21 protein-coding genes are annotated in these 21,628 nt (G+C 62.7%); 12 read left to right on the top strand and 9 right to left on the bottom strand.

Annotated features, from left to right (window positions below; translation table 11 throughout):
- The 3 genes from K8B33_RS15050 to K8B33_RS15040 all read right to left on the bottom strand — a co-directional run bounded on the left by K8B33_RS15050 (position 1) and on the right by K8B33_RS15040 (position 3,186).
- Positions 1 to 1,074 carry a phosphotransferase family protein gene (locus K8B33_RS15050; RefSeq protein ID WP_223427985.1) on the bottom strand — a complete coding sequence of 358 codons (1,074 nt, stop codon included), beginning with the start codon at positions 1,072 to 1,074 and terminating at the stop codon, positions 1 to 3.
- Positions 1,071 to 1,883, bottom strand: coding sequence for an SDR family oxidoreductase (locus K8B33_RS15045; protein WP_223427984.1), 813 nt, complete (start codon positions 1,881 to 1,883; stop codon positions 1,071 to 1,073). Before K8B33_RS15045 ends, K8B33_RS15050 begins: the two co-directional genes overlap by 4 nt.
- Before the next feature lie 94 nt (positions 1,884 to 1,977).
- On the bottom strand, positions 1,978 to 3,186 hold the full coding sequence (locus K8B33_RS15040; protein WP_223428028.1) for an acyl-CoA dehydrogenase family protein: 1,209 nt from the start codon (positions 3,184 to 3,186) through the stop codon (positions 1,978 to 1,980).
- A 133-nt stretch (positions 3,187 to 3,319) separates the two neighbouring features.
- Here K8B33_RS15040 and K8B33_RS15035 point away from each other — a divergent pair, with 133 nt between their 5' ends.
- From K8B33_RS15035 to K8B33_RS15010, 6 genes are read left to right on the top strand one after another with little or no spacing between them, the layout of a single operon-like run.
- Complete coding sequence (locus K8B33_RS15035) at positions 3,320 to 4,252, top strand: LysR family transcriptional regulator (protein WP_223427982.1); 933 nt, start codon at positions 3,320 to 3,322, stop codon at positions 4,250 to 4,252.
- A gap of 16 nt (positions 4,253 to 4,268) precedes the next feature.
- Positions 4,269 to 5,552 (top strand): phospholipase D-like domain-containing protein, encoded by a 1,284-nt coding sequence (locus K8B33_RS15030; RefSeq protein ID WP_223427981.1) that lies wholly within the window; start codon positions 4,269 to 4,271, stop codon positions 5,550 to 5,552.
- 1 nt (position 5,553) lies between these two features.
- Entirely contained in the window at positions 5,554 to 6,300 is a 747-nt protein-coding gene (modA, locus tag K8B33_RS15025; protein WP_223427980.1) for a molybdate ABC transporter substrate-binding protein, read from the top strand.
- Positions 6,301 to 6,305: 5 nt separating this feature from the next.
- The gene (modB, locus tag K8B33_RS15020; RefSeq protein WP_223427979.1) at positions 6,306 to 6,992 is read left to right on the top strand and encodes a molybdate ABC transporter permease subunit; all 687 of its coding nucleotides are present in this window, start codon (positions 6,306 to 6,308) and stop codon (positions 6,990 to 6,992) included.
- Positions 6,993 to 7,021: 29 nt separating this feature from the next.
- On the top strand, positions 7,022 to 8,101 hold the full coding sequence (modC, locus tag K8B33_RS15015) for a molybdenum ABC transporter ATP-binding protein (protein ID WP_223427970.1): 1,080 nt from the start codon (positions 7,022 to 7,024) through the stop codon (positions 8,099 to 8,101).
- A 24-nt stretch (positions 8,102 to 8,125) separates the two neighbouring features.
- Entirely contained in the window at positions 8,126 to 9,100 is a 975-nt protein-coding gene (locus K8B33_RS15010; protein ID WP_223427968.1) for an acyl-CoA dehydrogenase family protein, read from the top strand.
- Here the strand turns inward: K8B33_RS15010 and K8B33_RS15005 are convergent, their stop codons facing one another.
- The gene (locus K8B33_RS15005) at positions 9,101 to 9,646 is read right to left on the bottom strand and encodes a TraR/DksA family transcriptional regulator (protein ID WP_223427965.1); all 546 of its coding nucleotides are present in this window, start codon (positions 9,644 to 9,646) and stop codon (positions 9,101 to 9,103) included.
- On the opposite strand from K8B33_RS15005, the gene K8B33_RS15000 reads away from it, so the two are divergent.
- The 5 genes from K8B33_RS15000 (at position 9,645) to creC (ending at position 15,222) form a co-directional block, all read left to right on the top strand.
- Complete coding sequence (locus K8B33_RS15000; protein WP_223427963.1) at positions 9,645 to 10,115, top strand: hypothetical protein; 471 nt, start codon at positions 9,645 to 9,647, stop codon at positions 10,113 to 10,115. The two genes, K8B33_RS15005 and K8B33_RS15000, sit on opposite strands and share 2 nt — an antisense overlap.
- Before the next feature lie 184 nt (positions 10,116 to 10,299).
- Positions 10,300 to 12,399, top strand: coding sequence for a marine proteobacterial sortase target protein (locus K8B33_RS14995; RefSeq protein WP_223427962.1), 2,100 nt, complete (start codon positions 10,300 to 10,302; stop codon positions 12,397 to 12,399).
- On the top strand, positions 12,396 to 12,989 hold the full coding sequence (locus tag K8B33_RS14990; RefSeq protein ID WP_223427961.1) for a class GN sortase: 594 nt from the start codon (positions 12,396 to 12,398) through the stop codon (positions 12,987 to 12,989). The genes K8B33_RS14995 and K8B33_RS14990 overlap by 4 nt, the downstream gene beginning before the upstream one ends.
- Before the next feature lie 86 nt (positions 12,990 to 13,075).
- Positions 13,076 to 13,792, top strand: coding sequence for a two-component system response regulator CreB (gene creB, locus K8B33_RS14985; protein WP_223427960.1), 717 nt, complete (start codon positions 13,076 to 13,078; stop codon positions 13,790 to 13,792).
- Positions 13,789 to 15,222: a two-component system sensor histidine kinase CreC gene (gene creC, locus K8B33_RS14980; RefSeq protein WP_223427959.1), complete on the top strand. Its 1,434-nt coding sequence runs from the start codon at positions 13,789 to 13,791 to the stop codon at positions 15,220 to 15,222. The genes creB and creC overlap by 4 nt, the downstream gene beginning before the upstream one ends.
- Before the next feature lie 6 nt (positions 15,223 to 15,228).
- On the opposite strand, the gene K8B33_RS14975 is transcribed toward creC, so the two are convergent.
- The 4 genes from K8B33_RS14975 to K8B33_RS14960 form a co-directional block, all read right to left on the bottom strand.
- Positions 15,229 to 16,461 (bottom strand): serine hydrolase domain-containing protein, encoded by a 1,233-nt coding sequence (locus K8B33_RS14975; RefSeq protein ID WP_223427957.1) that lies wholly within the window; start codon positions 16,459 to 16,461, stop codon positions 15,229 to 15,231.
- Positions 16,462 to 16,546: 85 nt separating this feature from the next.
- On the bottom strand, positions 16,547 to 18,082 hold the full coding sequence (locus K8B33_RS14970) for a flavin-containing monooxygenase (protein WP_223427956.1): 1,536 nt from the start codon (positions 18,080 to 18,082) through the stop codon (positions 16,547 to 16,549).
- Between the two features lie 213 nt (positions 18,083 to 18,295).
- Positions 18,296 to 18,712, bottom strand: a complete 417-nt coding sequence (locus K8B33_RS14965; RefSeq protein ID WP_223427955.1) for a hypothetical protein — start codon at positions 18,710 to 18,712, stop codon at positions 18,296 to 18,298.
- Positions 18,713 to 18,799: 87 nt separating this feature from the next.
- Entirely contained in the window at positions 18,800 to 19,279 is a 480-nt protein-coding gene (locus tag K8B33_RS14960; protein ID WP_223427954.1) for a carboxymuconolactone decarboxylase family protein, read from the bottom strand.
- Between the two features lie 132 nt (positions 19,280 to 19,411).
- Between K8B33_RS14960 and K8B33_RS14955 the strand changes: the two genes are divergently transcribed.
- Positions 19,412 to 20,326 carry a helix-turn-helix transcriptional regulator gene (locus K8B33_RS14955; RefSeq protein ID WP_223427953.1) on the top strand — a complete coding sequence of 305 codons (915 nt, stop codon included), beginning with the start codon at positions 19,412 to 19,414 and terminating at the stop codon, positions 20,324 to 20,326.
- A gap of 16 nt (positions 20,327 to 20,342) precedes the next feature.
- Here K8B33_RS14955 and speE read toward each other — a convergent pair whose 3' ends face one another.
- Positions 20,343 to 21,194, bottom strand: coding sequence for a polyamine aminopropyltransferase (speE, locus tag K8B33_RS14950; RefSeq protein WP_223427952.1), 852 nt, complete (start codon positions 21,192 to 21,194; stop codon positions 20,343 to 20,345).
- Positions 21,195 to 21,628: the final 434 nt, after the last annotated feature.

Here is a 21,628-nt window from a genome sequence, read left to right as displayed (position 1 = left end):
TCAGAACCGTGCCGCCTTGATGGCGCGTTTGCTGCGCCAATGCAGATAGTGGTTGAACAACCAGAAATTCCGGAACGCCGGATTGCGCGTCTGCTTGTGGTGATAGCGGTAATAGATCTGCTGCACGATCACCGCCAGGCGGAACAGGCCATAGACTTCATAGAAGGCCCAGTTGTCCGGGCTCAGCTTCATCTTGTCGCAGTAATATTCGACCACTTCCGCACGGGTGAACATGCCCGGCAAATGCGTCGGCTGGCGGCGCAGCATCTGTTGCAGCCGGTCGTCATCGGCTTCAACCCAGTAGGCCAGGGTGTTGCCGAGATCCATCAGCGGATCGCCAAGCGTCGCCATTTCCCAATCCAGCACACCGATAATGTGTTGCGGGTTGTTGGCATCCAGCACCAGATTATCGAAGCGGAAATCATTGTGGATGATCACAGTGGCGACATCATCCGGCATGTTCGCCTGAAGCCAGTCGCGCACATAGCGCCAGCCCGGTACGTTCCAGGTTTTCGATTTGTCATAGCGGCCGGACCAGCCGTCAATCTGCCGCTTCACATAGCCGCCGCCCTTGCCCAGGTGATCAAGTCCGGCGCTTTGGTAATCCACCTGATGCAGCTCGATCAGTTTGTCGATCACGCCCTGGCACAACTGCCGGGTTTCGGTCTGTGACAGTTGTACGCCTCTGGGCAGATTGGCGCGGGGGATGATGCCCTCGATGCGATCCATCACATAGAAATCGCAATCCATGACAGCCGGGTCCTCGCACAGCGCAACCATGTCCGGTACGCACGGATAGACCGGTTTGAGCGCGGCCTGCACCTTGTATTCCCGCGCCATATCATGCGCGCCTTTGGCCTTGTGGCCGAACGGTGGGCGGCGCAGGATCAGATCGCGTTCCGGATAGCGCAACTGATAGGTCAGGTTGGAGGCGCCGCCGGAAAACTGTTTGATCTCCGGCTGGCCCTGCAGGGACGGCACCTGGCTTTTCAGCCAGGCATCCATTTTTTCGACATCGAAATTTTCGCCTTCGCGGACCGCCTTCGCCTGGTCCAGCACCGTGTCCTTGCTCATCCGGCTTTCTCCAGTTTTTCCTTCATGCGCCGTCCGGCCTTGCCTGCCTCCCGGTTATACAGGAAGGGCAGAAACTTCTTGATCCGGTACAGCATCCGCCCTTCCTTGTGCGGCAGGATCAGGAACTGCTTTTTTTCGGCGCTGCGGTAAATATAGTCCGCCACATCTTCGGCGGTGAGCTTGCCGCCCGCAAGCAGCTTGCGCACCGTCTGTTCCATGCCGGGCTCCGGGGTGCGCAGTGATTCCGCCAGATTGGTCTGGAAAAAACTCGGGCACACCACCGCGGTATGAATGCCATAGGCGGAGAGCTCATGGCGCATGGTTTCCGACAGCGCGACGACAGATGCCTTGGTGACGTTGTAGGAACCCATGGCCGGCGCATTGGCGATGGCCGCCAGTGAGGCAATATTGATGATCTGGCCACTGCCTTGCCGTTTCATGATCGGCACCAGGCTGCGCAGCCCGCGCACAATGCCTTTGAGATTGATATCGATGATCCAGTCCCAGTCTTCAATGCTGGTCTTGTCGACGCGCCCGGCGCTGGCCACACCGGCGTTGTTGATCAGCACGTCCAGGCCTTGCCAGTGCTCGTTACACCAGTTGGCGAGCATGTCCCAGTCCTGATCGACACAGATGTTGGCTTTGACAAAATGCACATCACCCCGGGCGCGGAGTTCGAACTCGGTCTGTTCGCCGCGCTCCTGGTGCACATCGGTGATCAGGACCCGCGCACCTGCATCCAGATAGCGTTCTGCCATTGCCTTGCCCAGCCCGGACGCGCCGCCGGTAATCAGTACTCGCTTGCTCATGTTCCGATCCCTGTGTTGATCAATCGTTATTCATATAAACAACAATGCCCCGCAGTGGCGGGGCGTGTGTTCAGGGCTTGCTTGCTGTGCTTCTCTATTTCCGATACTTCATCAATTCGAACTTGGCGATCAGGCCACGGTGTACTTCGTCCGGGCCATCGGCCAGGCGCAATGCCCGTGCCATGGTCCAGGCGGCCGCCAGCGGGAAGTCGTTGCTCATGCCGCCGCCACCGTGAATCTGCATCGACATGTCGATGACCTGCTGGGCGACGTTGGGGCAGATGACCTTGATCTGGGAGATCTCACTCATCGCCGCCATCACACCTTTCTTGTCGATCAGCCAGGCCGCCTTGAGCACCAGCAGGCGGGCCTGCTCGATCATGATGCGTGCGTCGGCAATGCGCTCACGGTTGCCGCCCAGATTGACCAGCGGTTTGCCGAAGGCCACACGCTCGGTGCCGCGCTCGCACATCAGTCGCAGGGCCATTTCCGACAAGCCCAGCAAGCGCATGCAGTGGTGGATGCGGCCCGGCCCGAGACGGCCCTGGGCGATTTCGAAGCCGCGGCCCGGCCCGGCAATAATGGCGCTCTTCGGCAGGCGCACATTGTCAAAGACGGCTTCGCCATGGCCATAGGGTTCGTCATACATACCCATGGTTTGCAGCATGCGCTCGACGCGCACGCCCGGTGCGTCTTTGGGCACCAGCACCATGGAATGCTGGGCATGGCGGTTGGCGGACGGGTCGGTGAGTCCCATGAAGATGATGACCTTGCAATTCGGGTGGCCGATGCCGGTGCTCCACCACTTGCGCCCATTGAGCACCACCTCATCGCCTTCGACGATGGCTGTCGCCGCCATGTTGGTGGCGTCAGAGGAGGCCACGCCGGGTTCGGTCATGCAGAAGGCAGAGCGGATTTCTCCGGCCAGCAGCGGCGTCAGCCATTGGGCTTTCTGTTCGTCGTTGCCATAGTGATACAGCACTTCCATATTGCCGGTGTCCGGCGCGTTGCAGTTGAAGATCTCCGGCGCAATCGCGGAGCGTCCGGTCAGCTCGGCGACGGAGGCATAATCCGTCACGGAAATACCCGCACCGAGTTTTTCGTCCGGCAGGAACAGGTTCCACAGACCTTCCGCTTTGGCCTTGGCCTTCAGCTCCTCGATGATTGGCAGCACCACCCACTTGTTGTCCAGGCTCTGCAGCTCGGCATGGTAGGCATGCTCGATGGGATGAATGTGCTCGTCCATGAAGCGCTGAACGCGATCGTAGTAATCCTGGGCTTTGGGCGACAGGCTGAAGTCCATGGTGTGCTCCCGGTCGTTGGCTGGCGTGTGGCGGCTGGGTCCCATCATTACTGATGCATCGCCATCATTGCTAATGCCTCCAGTGTATGGAAGGCTTGTCAATGAATCTAATGAATAGTGTGAATATCCAGACATGCATGGACTGAATATAGGCCGTATCGACCTGAATCTGTTTGTGGTCTTCGAGGCCATCTACCGCGAGGGCTCCATCACCCGGGCCGCGTCCTTGCTGAACCTGAGCCAGCCCGCCGCCAGCCACGCCCTGGCCCGCTTGCGCGAACGCCTGGACGACCCGTTGTTCGTGCGCCGGGGTCGGGACATGGCGCCCACGCCCCGGGCGCGCGAACTGATCAACCCGGTGCGCGAAGCCCTGCACGGGCTGCAAGGCTGCCTGGCCGGTGTGGGCGGGTTCGAGCCAGCGCAAGCGCAGCGCACATTTGTGCTGGGCCTGCGGGACGGGCTGGAAGCCTGCATCCTGCCGCCTATGATGCAGGTGCTGGCACAGGACGCGCCGGGTGTGGACCTGCAATCCCTGACCATCGGCCGGCGCGAACTGGCCCCCAGCCTGGCGGCGGGGCGGCTTGATCTGGCCATGGATGTGCAACTGCCCATGGATGCCGATATCCGCCAGGCGCACCTCATGGATGTGCCACTGGTCGTCATGCTGCGCGCCGGGCACCCGCTGGCCAGGATGACAGCGCTCTCGCTGGCCGATTATCTGGCTGCCCGACATGTGCTGGTGTCCTCGCGCCGGCGTGGGCCGGGGCTGGAAGATTTCGGCCTGGCCCAGGCCGGGCACCACCGGCGTATCGCGCTGCGCTGCCAGCACTATCAGGCTGCCATGGCAACGGTGGCCGCCACCGATCTGCTGCTCACGCTGCCGGACATGCTGGCACAGGACCTGGCGCCGCCGGAGGTGGTGGTGCGCGCCTTGCCCGTGCGGCTGCCGCCACTGTCTCTGTATCTGTACTGGCACCGTGATCAGGACACCGATCTGGCCCTGGACTGGCTGCGCCGGCGCGTTCTTGCTTCTGCCCCCGGGCAGGTGGGTCAGATTCCCGGATAAGTGCTAGGCTGGCGGCATGAAGAAATCCATTGGTGTGCCGCTCGTCATTGCCGCAGGTCTGGCGTTGCTGTTTCTGCTCGGCAATCTGCTGGTCTTCAATGCCTTGCCGAAAAGCAAGCGTTTGCTGGAGCCGTTGGCGCCGACCTACTCGGTCGCTGACCCGGCCTTTCGGCAGACGCTGGACGCGCTGCTGCATAGTCCGGTTCGGGGCGGGCATGATATCCAGCCGCTGGAAGGTGGCGAGGAAATTTACGCGGCCATGCGTGAGGCGGTGCGCCAGGCGCAACACAGCGTCACTTTCGAGACCTATGAATTCTGGGGCCCGGCATCCGCAGGTGTGTTCGCCGATGTGCTGGCCGAGGCGGCCGAGCGCGGCGTCAAGGTAAAGGTGCTTGTCGACTACATCGGTTCGCGAGCCGCGGATCCGGAGAAGTTCACCCGTATGAACGAGGCGGGTGTCAGCGTGGTGCGCTGGCGCGAGCCGTCCTGGTATCAACTGTCCCGGTTCAATCATCGTACGCATCGCAAGTTGCTGATGATTGATGGAGAGATCGGTTTTATCGGCGGTGCGAACATGGCCGACAACTGGTTGGCCAGCGAAGGAGACAATAGCTACCGGGATCATCACTTCCGCATTCAGGGCCCGGTAGTGGCCAACATGCAGGGGGCGTTTGCGGAAACGTGGCTTGAGGCGACCGGTGAATTGCTGGAGGGGGAGCTGTTTTTTCCGGCGTTGTCGGAGCAGGGTGATGCGGTGCTGCAACTGGTGAAAAGCTCGCCTCGCGAGGGGCGTCATCGAATGCGAGCATTGTTCATGTATGCCATCGCCTCAGCGGAGACATCCATCACTGCCTCTACAGCTTACTTCTATCCCGACCCTGCCTTTCTCGAAGCGCTGACTGCTGCCGCTGAACGCGGCGTCAGGATTCGCATTCTGGTGCCGGGTGGCAGCATCGATCAGGGTTATATTCGACATGCTTCCGTGAATCGCTGGCAGCCAATGCTGGAGGCGGGTGTGGCGCTGTATGAGTATCAGCCCAGTATGTACCACGCCAAATTGCTCACCATCGACGATGCCTGGGCCAGCGTCGGTTCCAGCAACATGGACAATCGCTCGTTCCGTATCAACGATGAAGCGAATCTGAATATTTACGACGAAGACACCGCCTGGCACATACGCATGCTGATTGAAAACGATATGAAGTCGGCACAGCGGTATACGCTGTCGCGCTGGGAGCAGCGCCCCTGGTACAAGCGCCTGGTGGGGCATGGCGCCGCGTTGCTCGGGGCGCATCTCTAGCATGCGCGGGCTGTCACTGCTCTTGCTGCTGTGGTGTACCGGGTTGCACGCCAGTGAGCCCTTGCGTATCGCAGCGGCCTCCGATCTGCGCTACGCACTGGATGACATTGTCGCGGCTTATCGGCAGATGCATGCGCAAACTGACATCGAGGTGCTCTACGGCTCATCCGGCAAGATGACGACCCAGATCATTCATGGCGCGCCTTTCGATATCTTCTTTTCGGCCGACATTGCTTACCCGGAAACGCTCAGGGAGCGGGGTATGACGGCGACCGCGCCAGCGGTTTATGCGCTGGGGCGTATCGTTATCTGGAGTAACACCCTCGACGCCGCCAGCCTGACGCTGGAGGATCTGGTGTCCGACGACATCCGGCGTATAGCCATCGCCCAGCCCGCGCACGCGCCCTATGGGCTGCGGGCCAAAGAGGCGCTGCAATCTGCGGGTGTCTGGGAGGCCGTGCAGGGCAAGCTGGTGTTTGGCGAGAACATTGCCCACGCCGCACAGATGACGCGCTCGGGCGCCGCGCAGGTCGGCATTATCGCGCTGTCGCTGGCGATGTTCCCCGACCTGGCGGCGCACGGGTACCATGTGATTGACGATGCGTTACACCAGCCGCTGACCCAGGGCTATGTCGTCACCCGGCGTGGCGGCGACAAACCCGAGGCCAGAGCGTTTGCAGACTTCATGGCAAGCGAGACGGCCCATGGCATCATGTTGCGCTACGGCTTCAGGTTCAACGGAGAGTGAGCACGATGTTTTCACTGGGGCCGGCAGAGTGGCAAGCGATCAGCGTCACCTTCAGGCTTTGCCTGTACACCACCCTCATATTGCTGGTTCTGGCGACGCCCATCGCCTGGTGGCTGGCGCAGGGCCGTTCCACGGCGCGTATTGTGGTGCAGGCCATTGTGGCCCTGCCACTGGTACTGCCGCCGACAGTGCTGGGGTTTTACCTGCTTGTCGTGCTGGGCCCCCGGGGCGTGGTGGGCGAAACACTGGAGCGCATTGGCTTGCACCATCTTGCCTTTACCTTTGAAGGTATCCTGATTGCCTCGGTGCTTTATTCCATGCCGTTTGCCGTGCAGCCGCTCACCGAGGCGTTTAACAATCTGGGCCGGCGCCCGGTGGAAGTGGCCAGCAGTCTGGGTGCCGGATTTGCAGATCGTTTTTTCAGCGTGATCTTTCCCCTGACCCGGGGCGGTTTTGTGGTGGCGGCGACGCTGACCTTTGCCCATACACTGGGTGAGTTCGGCGTTATTCTGATGCTCGGCGGCAGCATTCCCGGCGAGACCAAAGTGCTGTCGGTATTGATCTACGATCATGCCGAGGCGATGAACTATGACGCAGCCCACAGTCTCTCGCTGATGCTGCTGATCTTCGCGTTTGTCACGCTGTTTGTGGTTTACAGCATCAACCGTCGCCTGGCGGTGGCCCGGCTATGATGTCGCCCAGTGGGATATCGCATAGTGGGATGCTGCATATTCGGGCTCGCTTGCGGCGGGCGGATGATTTCGAACTCAATGTGGACAGCGCGCTGCCACTGGATGGCGTCACGGCGCTGTTCGGGCGCTCGGGCTGTGGCAAGACCACACTGCTGCGCGTTATTGCCGGCCTGGAGCGGGCGCAGGATGCCACGGTGCGCTTTGCCGGAACGTCCTGGCAGCAAGGCCGTCGACAGTTTGTTCCCTTGCACAAACGGCGTATTGGTCTGGTGTTTCAGGAGCACAGCCTGTTGCCGCATCTGTCGGCGAACGACAACCTGCTGTATGGCTATCGCCGCACGCCCGAGGCGCTGCGGCGTCTGCATCCGGCCGAGGTGACGGCGATGCTGGGTATTGATGACCTGCTCGAACGGCGTATCGACCAGCTGTCCGGTGGTCAGCGTCAGCGGTTGTCGTTGGGCCGGGCGCTGCTGATCAGTCCGCAATTGTTGTTGCTGGATGAACCCCTGGCGGCGCTGGATACACAGACCAAGCGGGAAATCATGCCGTTTCTGTCGCGTATGGCGGCGCAGTCCGGGGTGCCGATCATCATGGTCAGTCATGCGCCGGAGGAGGTAGAGCGGTTGGCGGATCGCGTTGCGTTCATGCACGCGGGCCAGATCGAACGGGTGGAGTCGTTGCACGCGGCCCTGGCCCGTCCCGATTCGCCGCTGTTTGATGATGCGGGTGCGGCGTCGGTGCTGGAGGGGCGTCTGGGCGAGGTCGAGGCAGATGGCATGCGGCGCTTTGGCTCGGCGGGGGCCGCGCTTTGGGTGTCGGGCGATACGGCGGGCGACGCCGTGCAGCCGCGTAATACACGGCTGCGTATTCTGGCGCGCGATGTCAGCCTGTCGCTGGACGCGCCCCACCGCATCAGTATCCAGAACCATCTGCCGGTCACCATCGAGCGGATTGATCCGCCCCGGCATCATCGTACGGTGGTCGCGTGCCGCACGGCGGACCAGCAACTGCTGCTGGCGGAAGTGACGCCGCGCGCCGTCAGCCAGCTGGGCCTGGCACCGGGACAACACGTCTACGCGCTGATCAAGTCGGTGGCGTTGCTGATATGAGGTACGGATTCGATGCAAAACGATATGCAGAACGACATAAATAACGATACGCACGACGTGCTTGTGGACCTTTTACAGGCGCCGGCAGCGGCGCCGCTGGCGGACCTTGCTGACTGGCGCCAGCGTTGGCTGGCATTGATGGCGGCGCACCCGGATGACAGCCCGGCGGACCGGGCAATCCGTGGCGGGGCCATGGCGGATCGGTTGGGGTGGGCGTTTTCAGCGGGTTATCAGGCCGCCATGATGGCCGGCTTTCCGCAGGATGCCGTGGCGGGCCTGCAAGCATTCTGCGCCACCGAGGCAGGCGGCAACCGGCCCCGGGATATCAGCACGGTGCTGCAGCGTGAGGGCGACCAGTGGCGCATGTCCGGGGTAAAAACCTGGAGCACTTTCGGGCAGGCCTGCGACACCTTGTTTGTCGTGGCCCGATTCGAGGACGACTGTCATGAGAAAGACGTCCCACGTCCACGGCTGAAAGTGGTGCGGGTGCCGGCATCCGCAGCGGGTGTGGAATTCCAACCGCAGCCGCCGTTGCCGTTTATTCCCGAAGTGCCGCACTGCGGGGTGGCGTTTGAATCGGTGGTTTTGCCGGAAGACGCGGTGCTGCCCGGTGATGGATACAGTGATTACCTCAAACCTTTCCGCACCATTGAGGACATCCACGTGATGCTGGCGCTGCTGGCTTATGCCTTGCGTGAGGTGCGGCGTCTGGGCGGCGCGTCGGAGGCGTCACTGTTGTCTGCGCTGGGGGCAGCCATGGCATCAGCTGCGGCGCTGGCAAGACGAGACCCGGCGGCGCCATTGACGCACTGGTTGCTGGATGTGGCGCTCAATGATGCGGCGGCGCTCTATGAGCGGGTGGGGCAGTTGCTGGCGGAGCACCCGGCAGACCCCGCCACGACACGTTGGCAGCGGGATGCGCGGCTGTTCGGGATTGCCGGCAAGGCGCGGGCGCTGCGTGCGCAGCGGGCCCGCGAGTTGCTGGGGCTGACGTCCTGATCAGCGGTCTGCGAAGAAGCGTTCTTTTTCTTCGTGCAGTGCCTTGATATCGGCGCAGTATTCCGCCGTCGGGCGAATCATCAGGCGCTCGACGCCGATGGGCTCGCCACTTTCCAGGCAGTAGCCATACTCGCCGGTGCTGATGCGCTGCAGGGATTTTTCGATCTTGCGCAGCAGCAGCCGCTCGCGGTCCATGATGCGCAATGCAATGCGCGCATCTTCTTCATATTGCGCATGATCCAGTTCGTCGTTCATTTCCGGGGGCGACGACAGCTGGGCTTTTGCATCCTCGATATGCGCAACGGTGTCTTCGCGCAGCGCCAGCAATTTGTCGCGGAAGAAAGCCAGCTGCTCGGCGTTCATGTAATCCGGGTCGTGCGCCTGGCTGGGCGGTTTGGCACGCGCTTCCGCAGCCCGTTGCCGGTCGGCCAGATTCCGCTCCACCAGGGAGACGCCAGCGTCGGGGCGTGGCGGCAGTCTGCTGGCCGGGCGTGAGGGGTCCGGGCGTTTGAGAGAAGACGGTGCGGGCACCGATTTTCTGCGCATGGCCGGTCTGGGCGCCGCTGGTTTGGCCGTCTTGTCGGCGGCAGCACCGGTCACAGCCTTGGTTTTGGTGTCTGGTGTGCTGGCTTTCTTTGCGGCTTCAGCTTTGCTGGCGGCGGCCGGTTTTTTCACCGGGGCGGATTTTGCTGCGGGCTTTTTCGCGGCGGGTGCCTGTTTCGCTGCCGGTGCTTTCTTTGCTGCTGCTTTCTTTACTGGTGCTTTCTTTGCCGCAGGAGGCTTTTTCACTGCAGGGGCTTTCTTCGCTACAGGCGCTTTCTTTGCTGCGGACGCTTTTTGCGCGCTGGCCTTGCCTGTGGCGGCGGGTTTCTGCGCGGTCTTGGTTGCTGCGGATTTGCGCTTTACTGCCATGATCAGTGTCCTGTGGTGCTGCGATGATGCTGCGATGGCGCTGCGACGACGTTCACCCCACTGTAGCAGGGCGCGAAGTCCACGAGATAGCAGACAAGAATAACAGCCCGGGCGGACAAGAGTGCAATGATTGATCAATTTCTTTCCGGGGCCGGCCCTCACACAGTGCTCACATAAGGCACCCGCAAGGCACACGCGGCGCACATCAATTCCCCAAACAGCCTGGCAATACTCTCCTGACCGGATAGCAAGGTCACGCCCTGCACACAGGGCTCAAGGAGCGTCTCATGGCAAGAATAACGGGGTTACTGGTGGTACTGATCATCATGCTGGGGCAGCCGGCGCTGGCGGTGCCGACGTCGCTGAACACCTGGCTCAACAATGCCGGCAGCGGCGCCATGCTGGTGCGCGGCGGGGCAGAATCGCCCTGGGCGCCAGCGCTGCTGCTGGATACCGAGGTGGATATCCGCGTCAGCGGGCCGGTGGCCCATGTCACCGTGACACAGCAGTTCCGGCATCAGGGGAGCGGCTTTGTCGAGGGCCAGTATGTGTTCCCGCTGGCGGAGAAGGCCGCTGTGCACGGTATGGTCTTGCAGGTGGGCGAGCGCCGCATCGTCGGTGCCATACACGAGAAGCAGCAGGCACAGGAGATATATGCCCGGGCCCGCGCTCAGGGGCAGCGGGCGGGGCTGGTGGAACAGCGCCGCCCGAATCTGTTTGTCACGTCCGTGGCCAATATCGCGCCTGGCGACACAGTCTCTGTGGAACTGGAGTACACCGAGTTGCTGGTGCCGGATGCGCTGACCTTCGGGCTGCGCTTCCCGATGACCATGACGCCACGCTACTCGCCAGGACCTGCCGGGCATGCCACGGATACCGACGCGCAGCCTGGTTTTGGTCAGGTGGCGCTGATTGAAGGACAGGTTGAAGGCCCGATCGTACATCAGAGCGCGATCCCGGAGACGTCCCATCAGGCGCGCATCCGCGTGTATGTGGATGCCGGGATGCCGCTGGACGTCTTGACCAGTCCGAGCCATGCCATTGGTCTGGATTATGACGGGCGCGGTTACCAGGTCATGTTGCCGCAGGAGCAGGTGCCCATGGATCGGGATTTCGTGCTCAGCTGGCGCTTGCCGGAGGGCGCCGACAGCCAGGCGGCGCTGTTCACCGAGGAGGTGAACGGGGAGCACTATGGCTTGCTGATGCTGACGCCAGGTCTCTCTGGTGCGGCGGCGCGTGCCAGTCAGCAGGTCAGCGAGCAACCGCGCCTGCCCCGCGAAGTCATTCTGATTGTCGACACCTCGGGCTCCATGGCGGGCGAGCGCATGCGCCAGGCAAAAGAGAGCCTGCAATATGCGCTGCGTCGTTTGCAGCCGGAAGATCACTTCAATGTGCTGGAGTTCAACCACCGGCACCGCATGCTGTATCGCGCTTCGGTGCCGGCATCCACGCAAAACATCCGGGACGCCGGAGAATGGGTTGGCAAACTGCACGCCGGAGGCGGCACGGAAATGCTGCCGGTGCTGGAGGACGCGTTGGCCTCGCCGGCAACACCGGGCTACCTGCGTCAGGTCATCTTTATCACTGATGGGGCGGTGAGCAATGAAGAGGCGGTGCTGCGCATGATTGAGCGCCGTATCCATCGTGGCCGGCTGTTTACGGTCGGCATCGGTGCCTCGCCCAACAGCTACCTGCTGCGTCGTGCGGCGGAGATCGGTCGTGGCCAGTTCACCTATATCGGCGGCTCGGCGGAGGTGTCGCAGCATATGGCGCGGCTGTTTGAAAAGCTGGAGCAGCCGGTGCTGACGGACCTGAAGATCCTGCTGCCGGAAGGGATGGAGGCAGAGATATGGCCGTCGCGCTTGCCGGACCTGTATGCGGGCCAGCCGCTGATCGCTACGCTCAAGTTCACCCCCAAGCTCGCCTCGGACGGCACGACATCACCGCAGTTGCCCGGGTCGATCACCGTGCAGGGCAAATCGCCGGTGCCATGGGAGCAGGAGGTGGTGATACCGATAGCGCAACAGCATGCCGGGGTGGCCACGCTCTGGGCCCGGGAAAAGATTACCGCGTTGAGCGATCGCATGGTGCGCGGCGAGCCGGAAGCGGCGGTGCGTGATGACATCATTGCGGTGGCACTGGCGCATCGCCTGGCCAGTCGATACACCAGCTTTGTGGCGGTGGAACAACAGCCGGTGCGCGGTGCGGAGGAACCACTGTCCCGCGAGGCCGTGGCGAATCGCAATCCGGTGGACCATGTTTATCCACAAACCTCGCTGGGGCTGGCGCGCCTGTGGTGGCTGGCGCTGGTGTGCTGGTTGCTGGTGGTGCTCCAGGGTTCGATACAGCGGATGCTGCCAGCACGGCGGTCGGGAGCAGGCGCATGATCCTGTGCAAACCGCGCAAAAAACGTTTCTCTACGTGCCTGGCCGGTGCACTGGTGCTGGTGGCAACACTGGTGACCGGGCAGGCGCTATGGCTGCACGCCAAGGCCTGGCTGGCGCAGCGGCTGATTGCCTCGGCCTGGCAGCAGACCCTGGCCAGCGGCGCCCCGGTGAAGCCCTGGCCCTGGGCGGATACCTGGCCGGTGGCGCGGCTGACGACTCCGCAAGGGCGGCATCTGTATGTGCTGGCCAGTGTCAGCGGTCAGGCGCTGGCCTTCGGCCCCGGGCATCTGTCGGCCAGCGCCCTGCCGGGCGAGGCGGGGACGGTGCTGATCGCCGGACATCAGGACAGCCATCTGGCGTTTCTGGAACAGGTCAAGGCAGGTGATGCGCTGGCGTTGCAGGGGGTGGATGGGCAGATCTATCAGTACCGTGTCGCGGGCGCGGATGTGGTGGATAGCAGCAATCAGCACATCAGCCTGCAATACGGCACACCGGAGTTGCGCCTGGTGACCTGCTATCCGTTTGCGTCGCTGCAGAGCGGCGGGCCGCTGCGCTATGTGGTCACCGCCTGGCTGGAAGAAATGCGATGAGCAGTTGCGGTATGGCGGAGGTGCCGGGACAATCCTCCGGTAACGCATGGGCAGCATTCCAGGGACGACTGCCGGGGATACCCGATATGGCTGACAGAATACTGATCATTGAAGATGAAGCAGCCATTGCGGATGCGCTGATCTATGCACTGCGCACGGATGGTTTTGAGGTGCACTGGAGCGCGCTGGCCCGCGACGGCATGGCCTGGTTGCAGGCGCACCCTGTGGATCTGGTGGTGCTGGATGTGGGCTTGCCGGACGAGAGCGGCTTTGAGTTGTGCCGCCGCATTCGCACCCTGTCGCAGGTGCCGGTGATGTTTCTGACGGCGCGCAAGGAAGAGGTTGATCGCATTGTCGGGCTGGAAATCGGTGCCGACGATTACGTGGTAAAGCCATTCAGCCCGCGGGAAATTTCCGCCCGGGTGCGGGCGATTCTGCGCCGCACCCGACAGTCGCCGGCCGCTGTTGTGGCACAGCCGCAACACAGCGGCCAGGACGCCGACTTTGTGCTGGATGACGCGGCCAAACGCATCAGCTTTCGGGGGCAATGGCTGGTGCTGACCCGCTACGAGTATCTGATTCTCAGTGCCTTGTTGCAGCGACCGGATCATGTACTCAGTCGCAGCCAGTTGATGGATGCCGCCTGGGAGGACCCGGCCGCCAGTTTTGACCGGGCGGTGGACACCCATATCAAGGGCATTCGTGCCAAGCTGAAACAGGTCGACAGCGCGGCCGATCCGATCCGCACCCATCGCGGGCTGGGCTACAGTCTCAGCACCGCCTCAGGCGCTGCGTCGTTGTGACGATCAATCTGCGCATCATGCTGGTGTGGCTGCTGCTGGTGGGCGGCGGTCTGGTGCTGGTGATGCAGAGTGTGATCGGACAATTGCCGTCGACCATTCGCCAGGCCAGCGAGGAAGTGCTGGTCGACAGTGCCAATCTGCTGGCGGAGTTGGCAGCGCTGCACTGGGATCAGGATTTTGCCTCGGATGCGCCGTTCGTTCGTGCGGTGGAGCGCTACGGCGCACGGCGCTTTGATGCGCGCATCTGGTCACGGCACAAGACCGACCCGGACTTTGTGCTGTATGTGACCGACCTCACCGGGCAAGTGATGTATCACACGGACCGCACTCTGATTGGCGCGGATTTTTCCGGCTGGCGAGATGTGCAACGTACGCTGCTCGGCGAGTATGGTGCACGTACCACACGCACGGACCCCGGCGATGAAAACACCAGCTTCATGTATGTCGCGGCGCCGGTACAGCGCGGCGGCGAGTTGCTGGGCGTGCTGTCGGTGGGGCAGCCGACCGCGAGCTTCGAGCCCTTCCTCGCACTGGCCCGGGAACAGCTCTGGCAGCGCGGCAGCCTGATCCTGCTGCTGTCGTTGCTGCTGGGTGCGGTGTTGTCGTTATGGCTGACGCGCTCCATCCGGCAGCTGGTGGCCTATGTGGAAAAATTACGGCGCGGCGAGCGCGCCGCGCCGCCGGCCTTGCGCGAACGCGAGCTGGATCGGCTGGCGCAGGCCACCGGCGCCATGCGTGCCGAGATTGATGGCAAACAGTACGTGGAAGATTATGTCCACACGCTGACCCACGAAATGAAGTCGCCGCTGTCGGCCATTCGTGCGGCCACCGAACTGCTGCAAGAGGCCGATGTGCCAGAGGCCGACCAGCGGCGCTTTCTCACCAATGTTGATATGGAATCAGCGCGCTTGCAGCGCCTGATAGATCGGCTGTTGTCGCTGGCGACGGTGGAAAAGCAGCAGCATCTCAGCGGCGTGGAAACCCTGGATTTCGGGCAGTTGGTAAAACAGGAAATCCTGGCCAAGCAGACCCGCGCGCAACCGCGTAACGTCACGTTGCAGATGGTGTGTGACAAGAATCTGAGTGTGCGCGGCGAGCGTTTTCTGCTCGAACAGGCGGTCAGCAATCTGCTGGATAACGCGATTGAGTTCAGCCCGGATCACGGTGACGTAAAAATCGTGCTGGATGGTGATGCGGAGCGCGTGTGGTTGATGGTCAGCAATGCCGGGCCGCCGATTCCGGATTATGCGCTGGCACGCATCTTCGAGCGCTTTTATTCCCTGCCGCGCCCGGGCAGCCAGCGCAAAAGCACGGGCCTGGGCCTGAGTCTTGTCTCGGAAGTGGCAAAGCTGCATCAGGGGGAAGTCAGTCTGCGCAATCTGCCGGAGCAGGGTGTACAGGCCGTGTTCTGGTTGCCCGCACAGGCCTGAGCCATGTCAGCCAGCGCTGCGCAGGGCGGCGGCGCCCAGTTTGAGAATGCGCATGTCGCCCCAGGGAGTGCCGCTGCCGGCATTGACGGTCAGGGCCACAGACAGGTTGCGGGCGGGATCGGCCCAGGCGCCAGAGCCACCAAAACCGAAATGCCCGAATGCCTCCCGTGGGCGGCGCCGTGTCAACACATAGGGCTGGTGATAGCCCAGCCGCCATCGCATCGGTGAAAACAGGGCGCGATCCAGGGTGAACACCTGCCGTGCGCTGATGCGCGGCAGCATCTCGGCGGGCAGAATCCGCACACCATCCAGTTCGCCACCATTCGCCAGTGCCGCGTACATGCGTGCCAGGGAGCGCGCAGTAAACGTGCCATTGACGGCGGGCATGGCGGCGCTGAGTGCGGCGGGCGTCACCAGCTTACGCGGCTGAAAACCGCGTACCGTCACGGCGTCTTCAAAGGGCGAAAAGTCCGGCGCCAGCCCGTATTGCTGCAGGGTGGCGAGACTGCTGCGCAGGCCACTGCCGAATTGCTTGCGCAGTTGCCCGGCCAGGGACGGTGCGCGCGGTGGTGCCCCTGCCGGGCGCCCCATCAACAACATGGCGACGCGAGGGTGCGCCGCTTCCGGGACGCCGATATACAGCCCGTCCAGTCCCAGCGGCTCGGCCAGACGACGTTGTGCCAGTGTCGTGATGGATTCACCGCTGACGCGGCGGATCACTTCGCCCACCAGCCAGCCATAGGTCAGTGCGTGATACACGCTATGCGGCGCCTTGCTGCGGTTGCTGGGTGCGGCGGCCAGCGCTGCGCAGACGGTGTCCCAGTCACACAGGTCCTCGAAACTCAGCTTCAGGTCGCGCATGCCATACAGACCGGCGCGATGGGTCAGCAGATCACGCACGGTAATGCCGGCCTTGCCGTTGGCGGCGAACTCGGGCCAGTGTTGTGCCACCGGGTCGTCGTAATCCAGTTTGCCTTCCGCCACCAGTTGATGCAGCAGTGTGGCGGTGACCCCCTTGGTGGTGGAAAAGGAAACGGCCAGCGTGTCCTCCTGCCAGGCCGTGCCAGCGTCATCGCGCACACCGCCCCACAGATCCACGACTTTTTCGCCCTGGTGATAGATGCAGACAGCACCACCGCCGGGCGTAAGCCGCAGCTGCTGACGAAACACATTTTCCACCGCGCGGAACGCCGGTGTGGCAAAGCCTTTGACGTCGTTGTGTCCGGTATCTGCGGTCATGCGGACGGGTGCTCCGTGTTGTGCCTGTGTTGTAGAAAAAACTGCCGCCCATAAAAAACGCCGGGTTGCCCCGGCGTCTTGTGGTTCAGGCTGAGGCCTTCAAGGCCTTGCCCTTATTGCCAGTACTGGTGCTGGTGCTGCGTTCCGGTTTGCGGATTTTCGCCGGCGCAGGGTTGGAAAACTCCATGCTGCCGTCGTCCACTTTGGTGTAACGCAGTTGTGCCAGATCAAACAGGTAGTTCTGCAATACTTTCCACGGCGCCTTGGAACCCTGTTTCGGGAATCGGTTGGCGGCGCGCTGGATGTAGCCGGAGCGCATATCCAGGAACGGCGTTTCCACCACGGAGGCATCGCGCATGCGCGGCGTGCACTGGCGGGTGCCGGTCTTGTCCATGTGGTTCAGCAGGCGGCAGATGTACTCGCTGCTGATATCGGCTTTCAGTGTCCAGGACGCATTGGTGTAGCCGAAGATCATGGCAGCGTTGGGGATATCGCTGAGCATCAGCGCGCGATACGCCGTGGATTGGGTGACATCCACCGGCTTGCCGTCCACCTTGACGTCGGTGCCGCCCAGCAGTTGCAGATCCAGACCGGTGGCGGAAACCACGATGTCGGCTTCCAGCTCCTGGCCGGACTTCAGACGAATGCCGTTTTCGGTAAAGGTGTCGATGTGGTCGGTGACCACGGATGCCTTGCCCCGGCGCAGGACCTTGAACAGGTCGCCATCCGGCACCGCACACAGCCGTTCATCCCAGGGGTTGTAGCTGGGGGTGAAGTGGCTCATGTCGAAATCCTTGCCGAGCTGTTTCTTCGCCAGGCCCAGCAGCATTTTGCGTACCAGTTTCGGCTGCGTCTTGCTGAGTTTGTAGACGCCCATCTGCAGACCAACATTGCGGGTACGTGCGAGGCGATACACCAGCTTCTCCGGCAGGAAACGGCGCAGCTGCATGGAGATAACGTCTTTTTCCGGCACCGTGGCCACATAGGTCGGCGAGCGCTGCAACATGGTGATGTGCGCAGCCTTGTCGGCCATGGCCGGGATCAGGGTGACGGCAGTGGCGCCAGAACCGATGACCACAACGCGCTTGCCGCTGTAATCCAGATCTTCCGGCCAGTGCTGGGGATGAATGAAGGTGCCCTTGTAGTCATCACGGCCAGGAAAGTCCGGGGTGAAGCCTGCGGCATAGTTGTAGTAGCCGGTGCAGGACAGCAGGAAATTACAGGTGAAAGAGGTGCTGCGACCGGTTTTCTTGTTGGTCGCCTTCACTGTCCAGGTCGCGTCTTCGCTGGACCAGTCCGCACTCTTTACGTGGTGGCCGAAATGAATGTGATCGGTGATGCCGTACTCGTCTGCGGTTTCGCAAATATAGTCACGGATCGATTCGCCGTCGGCGATGGCCTTGTCGTTGGTCCACGGCTTGAAGCTGTAGCCCAGGGTGTACATGTCGGAGTCGGAGCGCACGCCGGGGTAACGGAACAGGTCCCAGGTGCCGCCGATGGCATCGCGGCCTTCCAGCAGGGCGAAGCTCTTGTTCGGGCACTTGGTGCGCAGGTGGCAGGCGGCGCCAATGCCTGAAAGGCCGGCCCCGATAATCAGCACATCAACATGTTTGCTCGGCATAGCGTTATCCCATTGGTCTCATATGCCGGCACACCCGGCAGTTGCATCCTGCCATCTTGTGCGATGTTCGCACGGTCGGATCAGGACAAAACATTGACATCGTTTGATGTAATGGTGGCCCGTTTCCGGTGGTGGCACCAGCCCCGGGCTTGGCCGCCCGGGCAGCGCAAAACCGGCGCTGCGGTCAGCGTAGCGTGAAAAAAGGCTGGGAAATCAACGCAGTGCCGGGCCTGCCTGATCCATGAGCGCGCGCAGTTCCTCGGCGGTGGAGAGGCCGGGCCAGCTGTTGATGAGGCTGCCGTCACCATCGAACAGCATGAAGGTGATTGGCCCAACCTGATAGCGCGATATCAGGGCGCGGGCCTCCGGGTGGCCTGTATCGGCGATCAGTAACTGCACCCGTTCTTCCAGGGCGGCGCGCTCGCGGTTCATTTCTGCGGTCTGGCGACTGCTGGCGACCAGGTCGCGCTCATAGACAAACACCAGCGCAGGCTGGCCGTTGCCGATCTTCGACAGGTCGGTGTCGAAGCCTTTCGGGATGGCCAGCCAGACGGCGTAGCCCAGTGCGGCAAGGACGAGCAGGGATGACAGGGCAATGATCAGCGTCTTGCGCCCTCGGGATTCCGACACGGGGTGTCTCCTTAATTGGCTGCGATGCAAAAGGGTACACCGAATCCCGGTTGCCGGGGTGAACCGGCTGCACACTCAATCGTCGGGTCAGTCGTTGGGCCCGTCGTCGGGCTGTTTGCGCAGGCTGATGGCGATGCGGTTCAGGGCATTCATGGCGGCAATGGCCAGGGTCAGATCGGCCAGTTGCGACGGGGTGAAATGGGCCTGCGCCCGTTGGTAGACCGCCTCGGGCGCGTGGCCCTGTTCGATCCGGGTGACCGCCTCGGCCCAGGCCAGGGCGGCTTGCTCGCGGTCGTCGAACAGGCCGGATTCCTGCCAGGCATCGAGGCAATCCAGGCGGCGCTGATGTGTGCCTGCCGCGCGCGCAGCGTCGGCGTGCAAGGACAGACAATAGGCGCAGCCGTTGATCTGGGAGACGCGCATCTCCACCAGTGAGAGCAGGGCCTCGGGGAGGGCTTTCAGGTGCTGGCGGGCGCCGGCCAGGCGTGCCAGGGCGGTGGGATTCAGCGCGGCATAGTCGAGGCGCTGCGAGGTTTGCGACTGGGTCTGGGGCCGGGGGCTATTCATGTGGTTCTCCCTGAGTTTCTCAAAGTGGGGATGGTTTGAATGATGCCCGGTAGTGTCTGTGATGCGCCGGTGCGGGGCTTGTAGTTTTGCGGCAATCCCGCGAGCATTGAGAGGTGAAACCGGAGCTGCCTGATGTCATTCCGTTCTGTTCCACCACCGCCTGTTTTGCCACTGCGTTTTCTCTCGCCGCCGCCGGTCTTGCGCCAGCAGGTGCAGGCGATCTGGTGTCTGGATACCCGTCGCGCTGCGATGACGGCGGGCACGCGGGATGACTGGCAGGGCGGCTGGCAAGAAGATCGCGCGTTCATGCACCCCGATGGCGGCACCGGATTTTTGCTCAATCTGGGGCGCCCGCTGCCACCCCGTGGCCCCGGCGAGGGGCCGCTCGGCTGGCTGGGATGGGAAGGGGTGCAGTCTGTCTCGGGGACGTTGATACCGGAGACGGGCTGGTTGAGTTACGGCGTGCGTTTTCACCCCGGCGGCGCGCGCCGTTTCTGGGACGGCTTGCCCATGCTGCAAACCAGTACCGAGGCGCTGGAGGCCCTGCATGGTAACCCCCTGCGGCGGCTCTATCAGCGTCTGGGTGAGGCGCAGGATACCGACACAGGGCTGGGTTATTTTGCGCAGTGGTTGGCTGAGCGGTTGACGCAGCGATCGGCGGACGGGGTGGTGCCGCGGCGGCAGGTGACAGCGGAGGATGCCGGGCGCCATGCGCTGGCGGCGGTCATGGCGGCGGTGTCAAAGGCGGGGTCGGTGGCTGAGGCGGCCACGCAACTGCATGTGTCCCGTCGCGCCCTGGAGCGTCGCTTTGCGGATCATGTGGGGGTGTCGCCCAAGCAGTATGCGCGCATTCAGCGCATTGCCGAGGCACGCGCGCTGCTCAAGCGCGCGCCGCTGGCAACACAGGCCGAGCTGGCCCAGCAGTTGGGCTATTTTGATGAGGCGCATTTCATCCGTGATTTCCGCGCCATGGTGGGCCTCACGCCAGGGCAGTATGCGCGCCGCAGGTCACCGTTTCCCGCTGCCGCGCGCCTTGCGCTGGCATGACACAGGCCGCCGTGGTTCAGGCCAGTGCTTTCTGCATGAACGGCGGCAGCACCAGGGCGCCCCGGTGGGCAGCGGCGGTGTAGTAGAGGGTCTCGAACGGTTTGCTCTCTGCCGCCTGTTCGCGGAAGGCGGTCACGTCGGTGCCCTTGCCTGCCATGGTGCAACTCCACCAGCCGCTGGGGTAGCACACCTGCGGGAAGGGCAGTGTCTGGGTGCTGGTAAAACCGGCTTCGCGCATGTTGATATGCAGGTCGCGAATGATGCTGCTGCTGTGCAGCAGGGGCGATTCGCTCTGTTGCACGATGATGCCGCCGTCGCGCAGGACCCGATGACATTCGCGGAAGAAGTCCGCCTTGAACAGGCCTTCTGCCGGGCCGACCGGGTCGGTGGAGTCGACGATGATCACGTCGACGCTGCCAGCGTCACATTCGCGCATCCACTTTACGCCGTCGATGAACAGCAGTTCGGCGCGGGGATCGTCGTTGGATTCACACAGCTCCGGGAAGTACTTCTCGGACATGCGCGTGACCATCTCGTCAATATCGATCTGGGTGGCTTTCTCCACGCCGGGGTGGCGCAGCACTTCCCTCAATGTGCCGCAGTCGCCGCCGCCAATGATGACCACGTTCTTCGGCGCCGGATGGCTGAACAGGGCGGGGTGAGACATCATCTCGTGGTACAGGAAGTTGTCGCGGCTGGTGACCATGGTGCAGCCGTCAATGGTCATCAGGTAGCCGAAGGTGTCGGTCTCCCACATTTCGATATGCTGGTACTCGGTCTGCACCTCCTCCAGCTTCTTCTTCAGACGCAGGCCGAACGCTGTGCCAGCGCTGTCGAAATGCTCGATAAACCACTTTTCTCCGGACATGGTGCCACCTCTCTGCATTGGGGTTGCCGCGTGGCCTGTGTGGCCCTCACGGCGAAAAGCCTGAACGGGGCGCATTCTACCGGCTCAATCATGTCCGGCCCATGAATAAATACGCCGCTTGTGCGGTTAAGGAACCTCTGAATAACTCCCTGTGCTCTCTGCGCGGCCTGAAGCGTGCAGATGCAAGGCGCGTCGCGCAGGGAATGGCCGTAGCCCTTTTCAAGCGGCGCAACGCGGCAGATGTACGCTTCAGGCCGCGCCCTTCGGGGCTTTCAGGCTGGCGCGCACTCCGCGTTGCACTTTCTCGACATAGCGCCACTATGCCTTCGAAAGTGCGCCTTGATTGCGCGCCAGCCTGAAAGCCAGAGAGCACAGGGAGTTATTCAGAGGTTCCTTAATCCCTGCGGGCAGGGCTCGCTCCCACCGGGGCGGAC

Source organism: Alcanivorax limicola, assembly GCF_019931215.1.
Classification (GTDB): domain Bacteria; phylum Pseudomonadota; class Gammaproteobacteria; order Pseudomonadales; family Alcanivoracaceae; genus Isoalcanivorax; species Isoalcanivorax limicola.
This window is presented reverse-complemented; position numbering and strand designations above follow the sequence as displayed.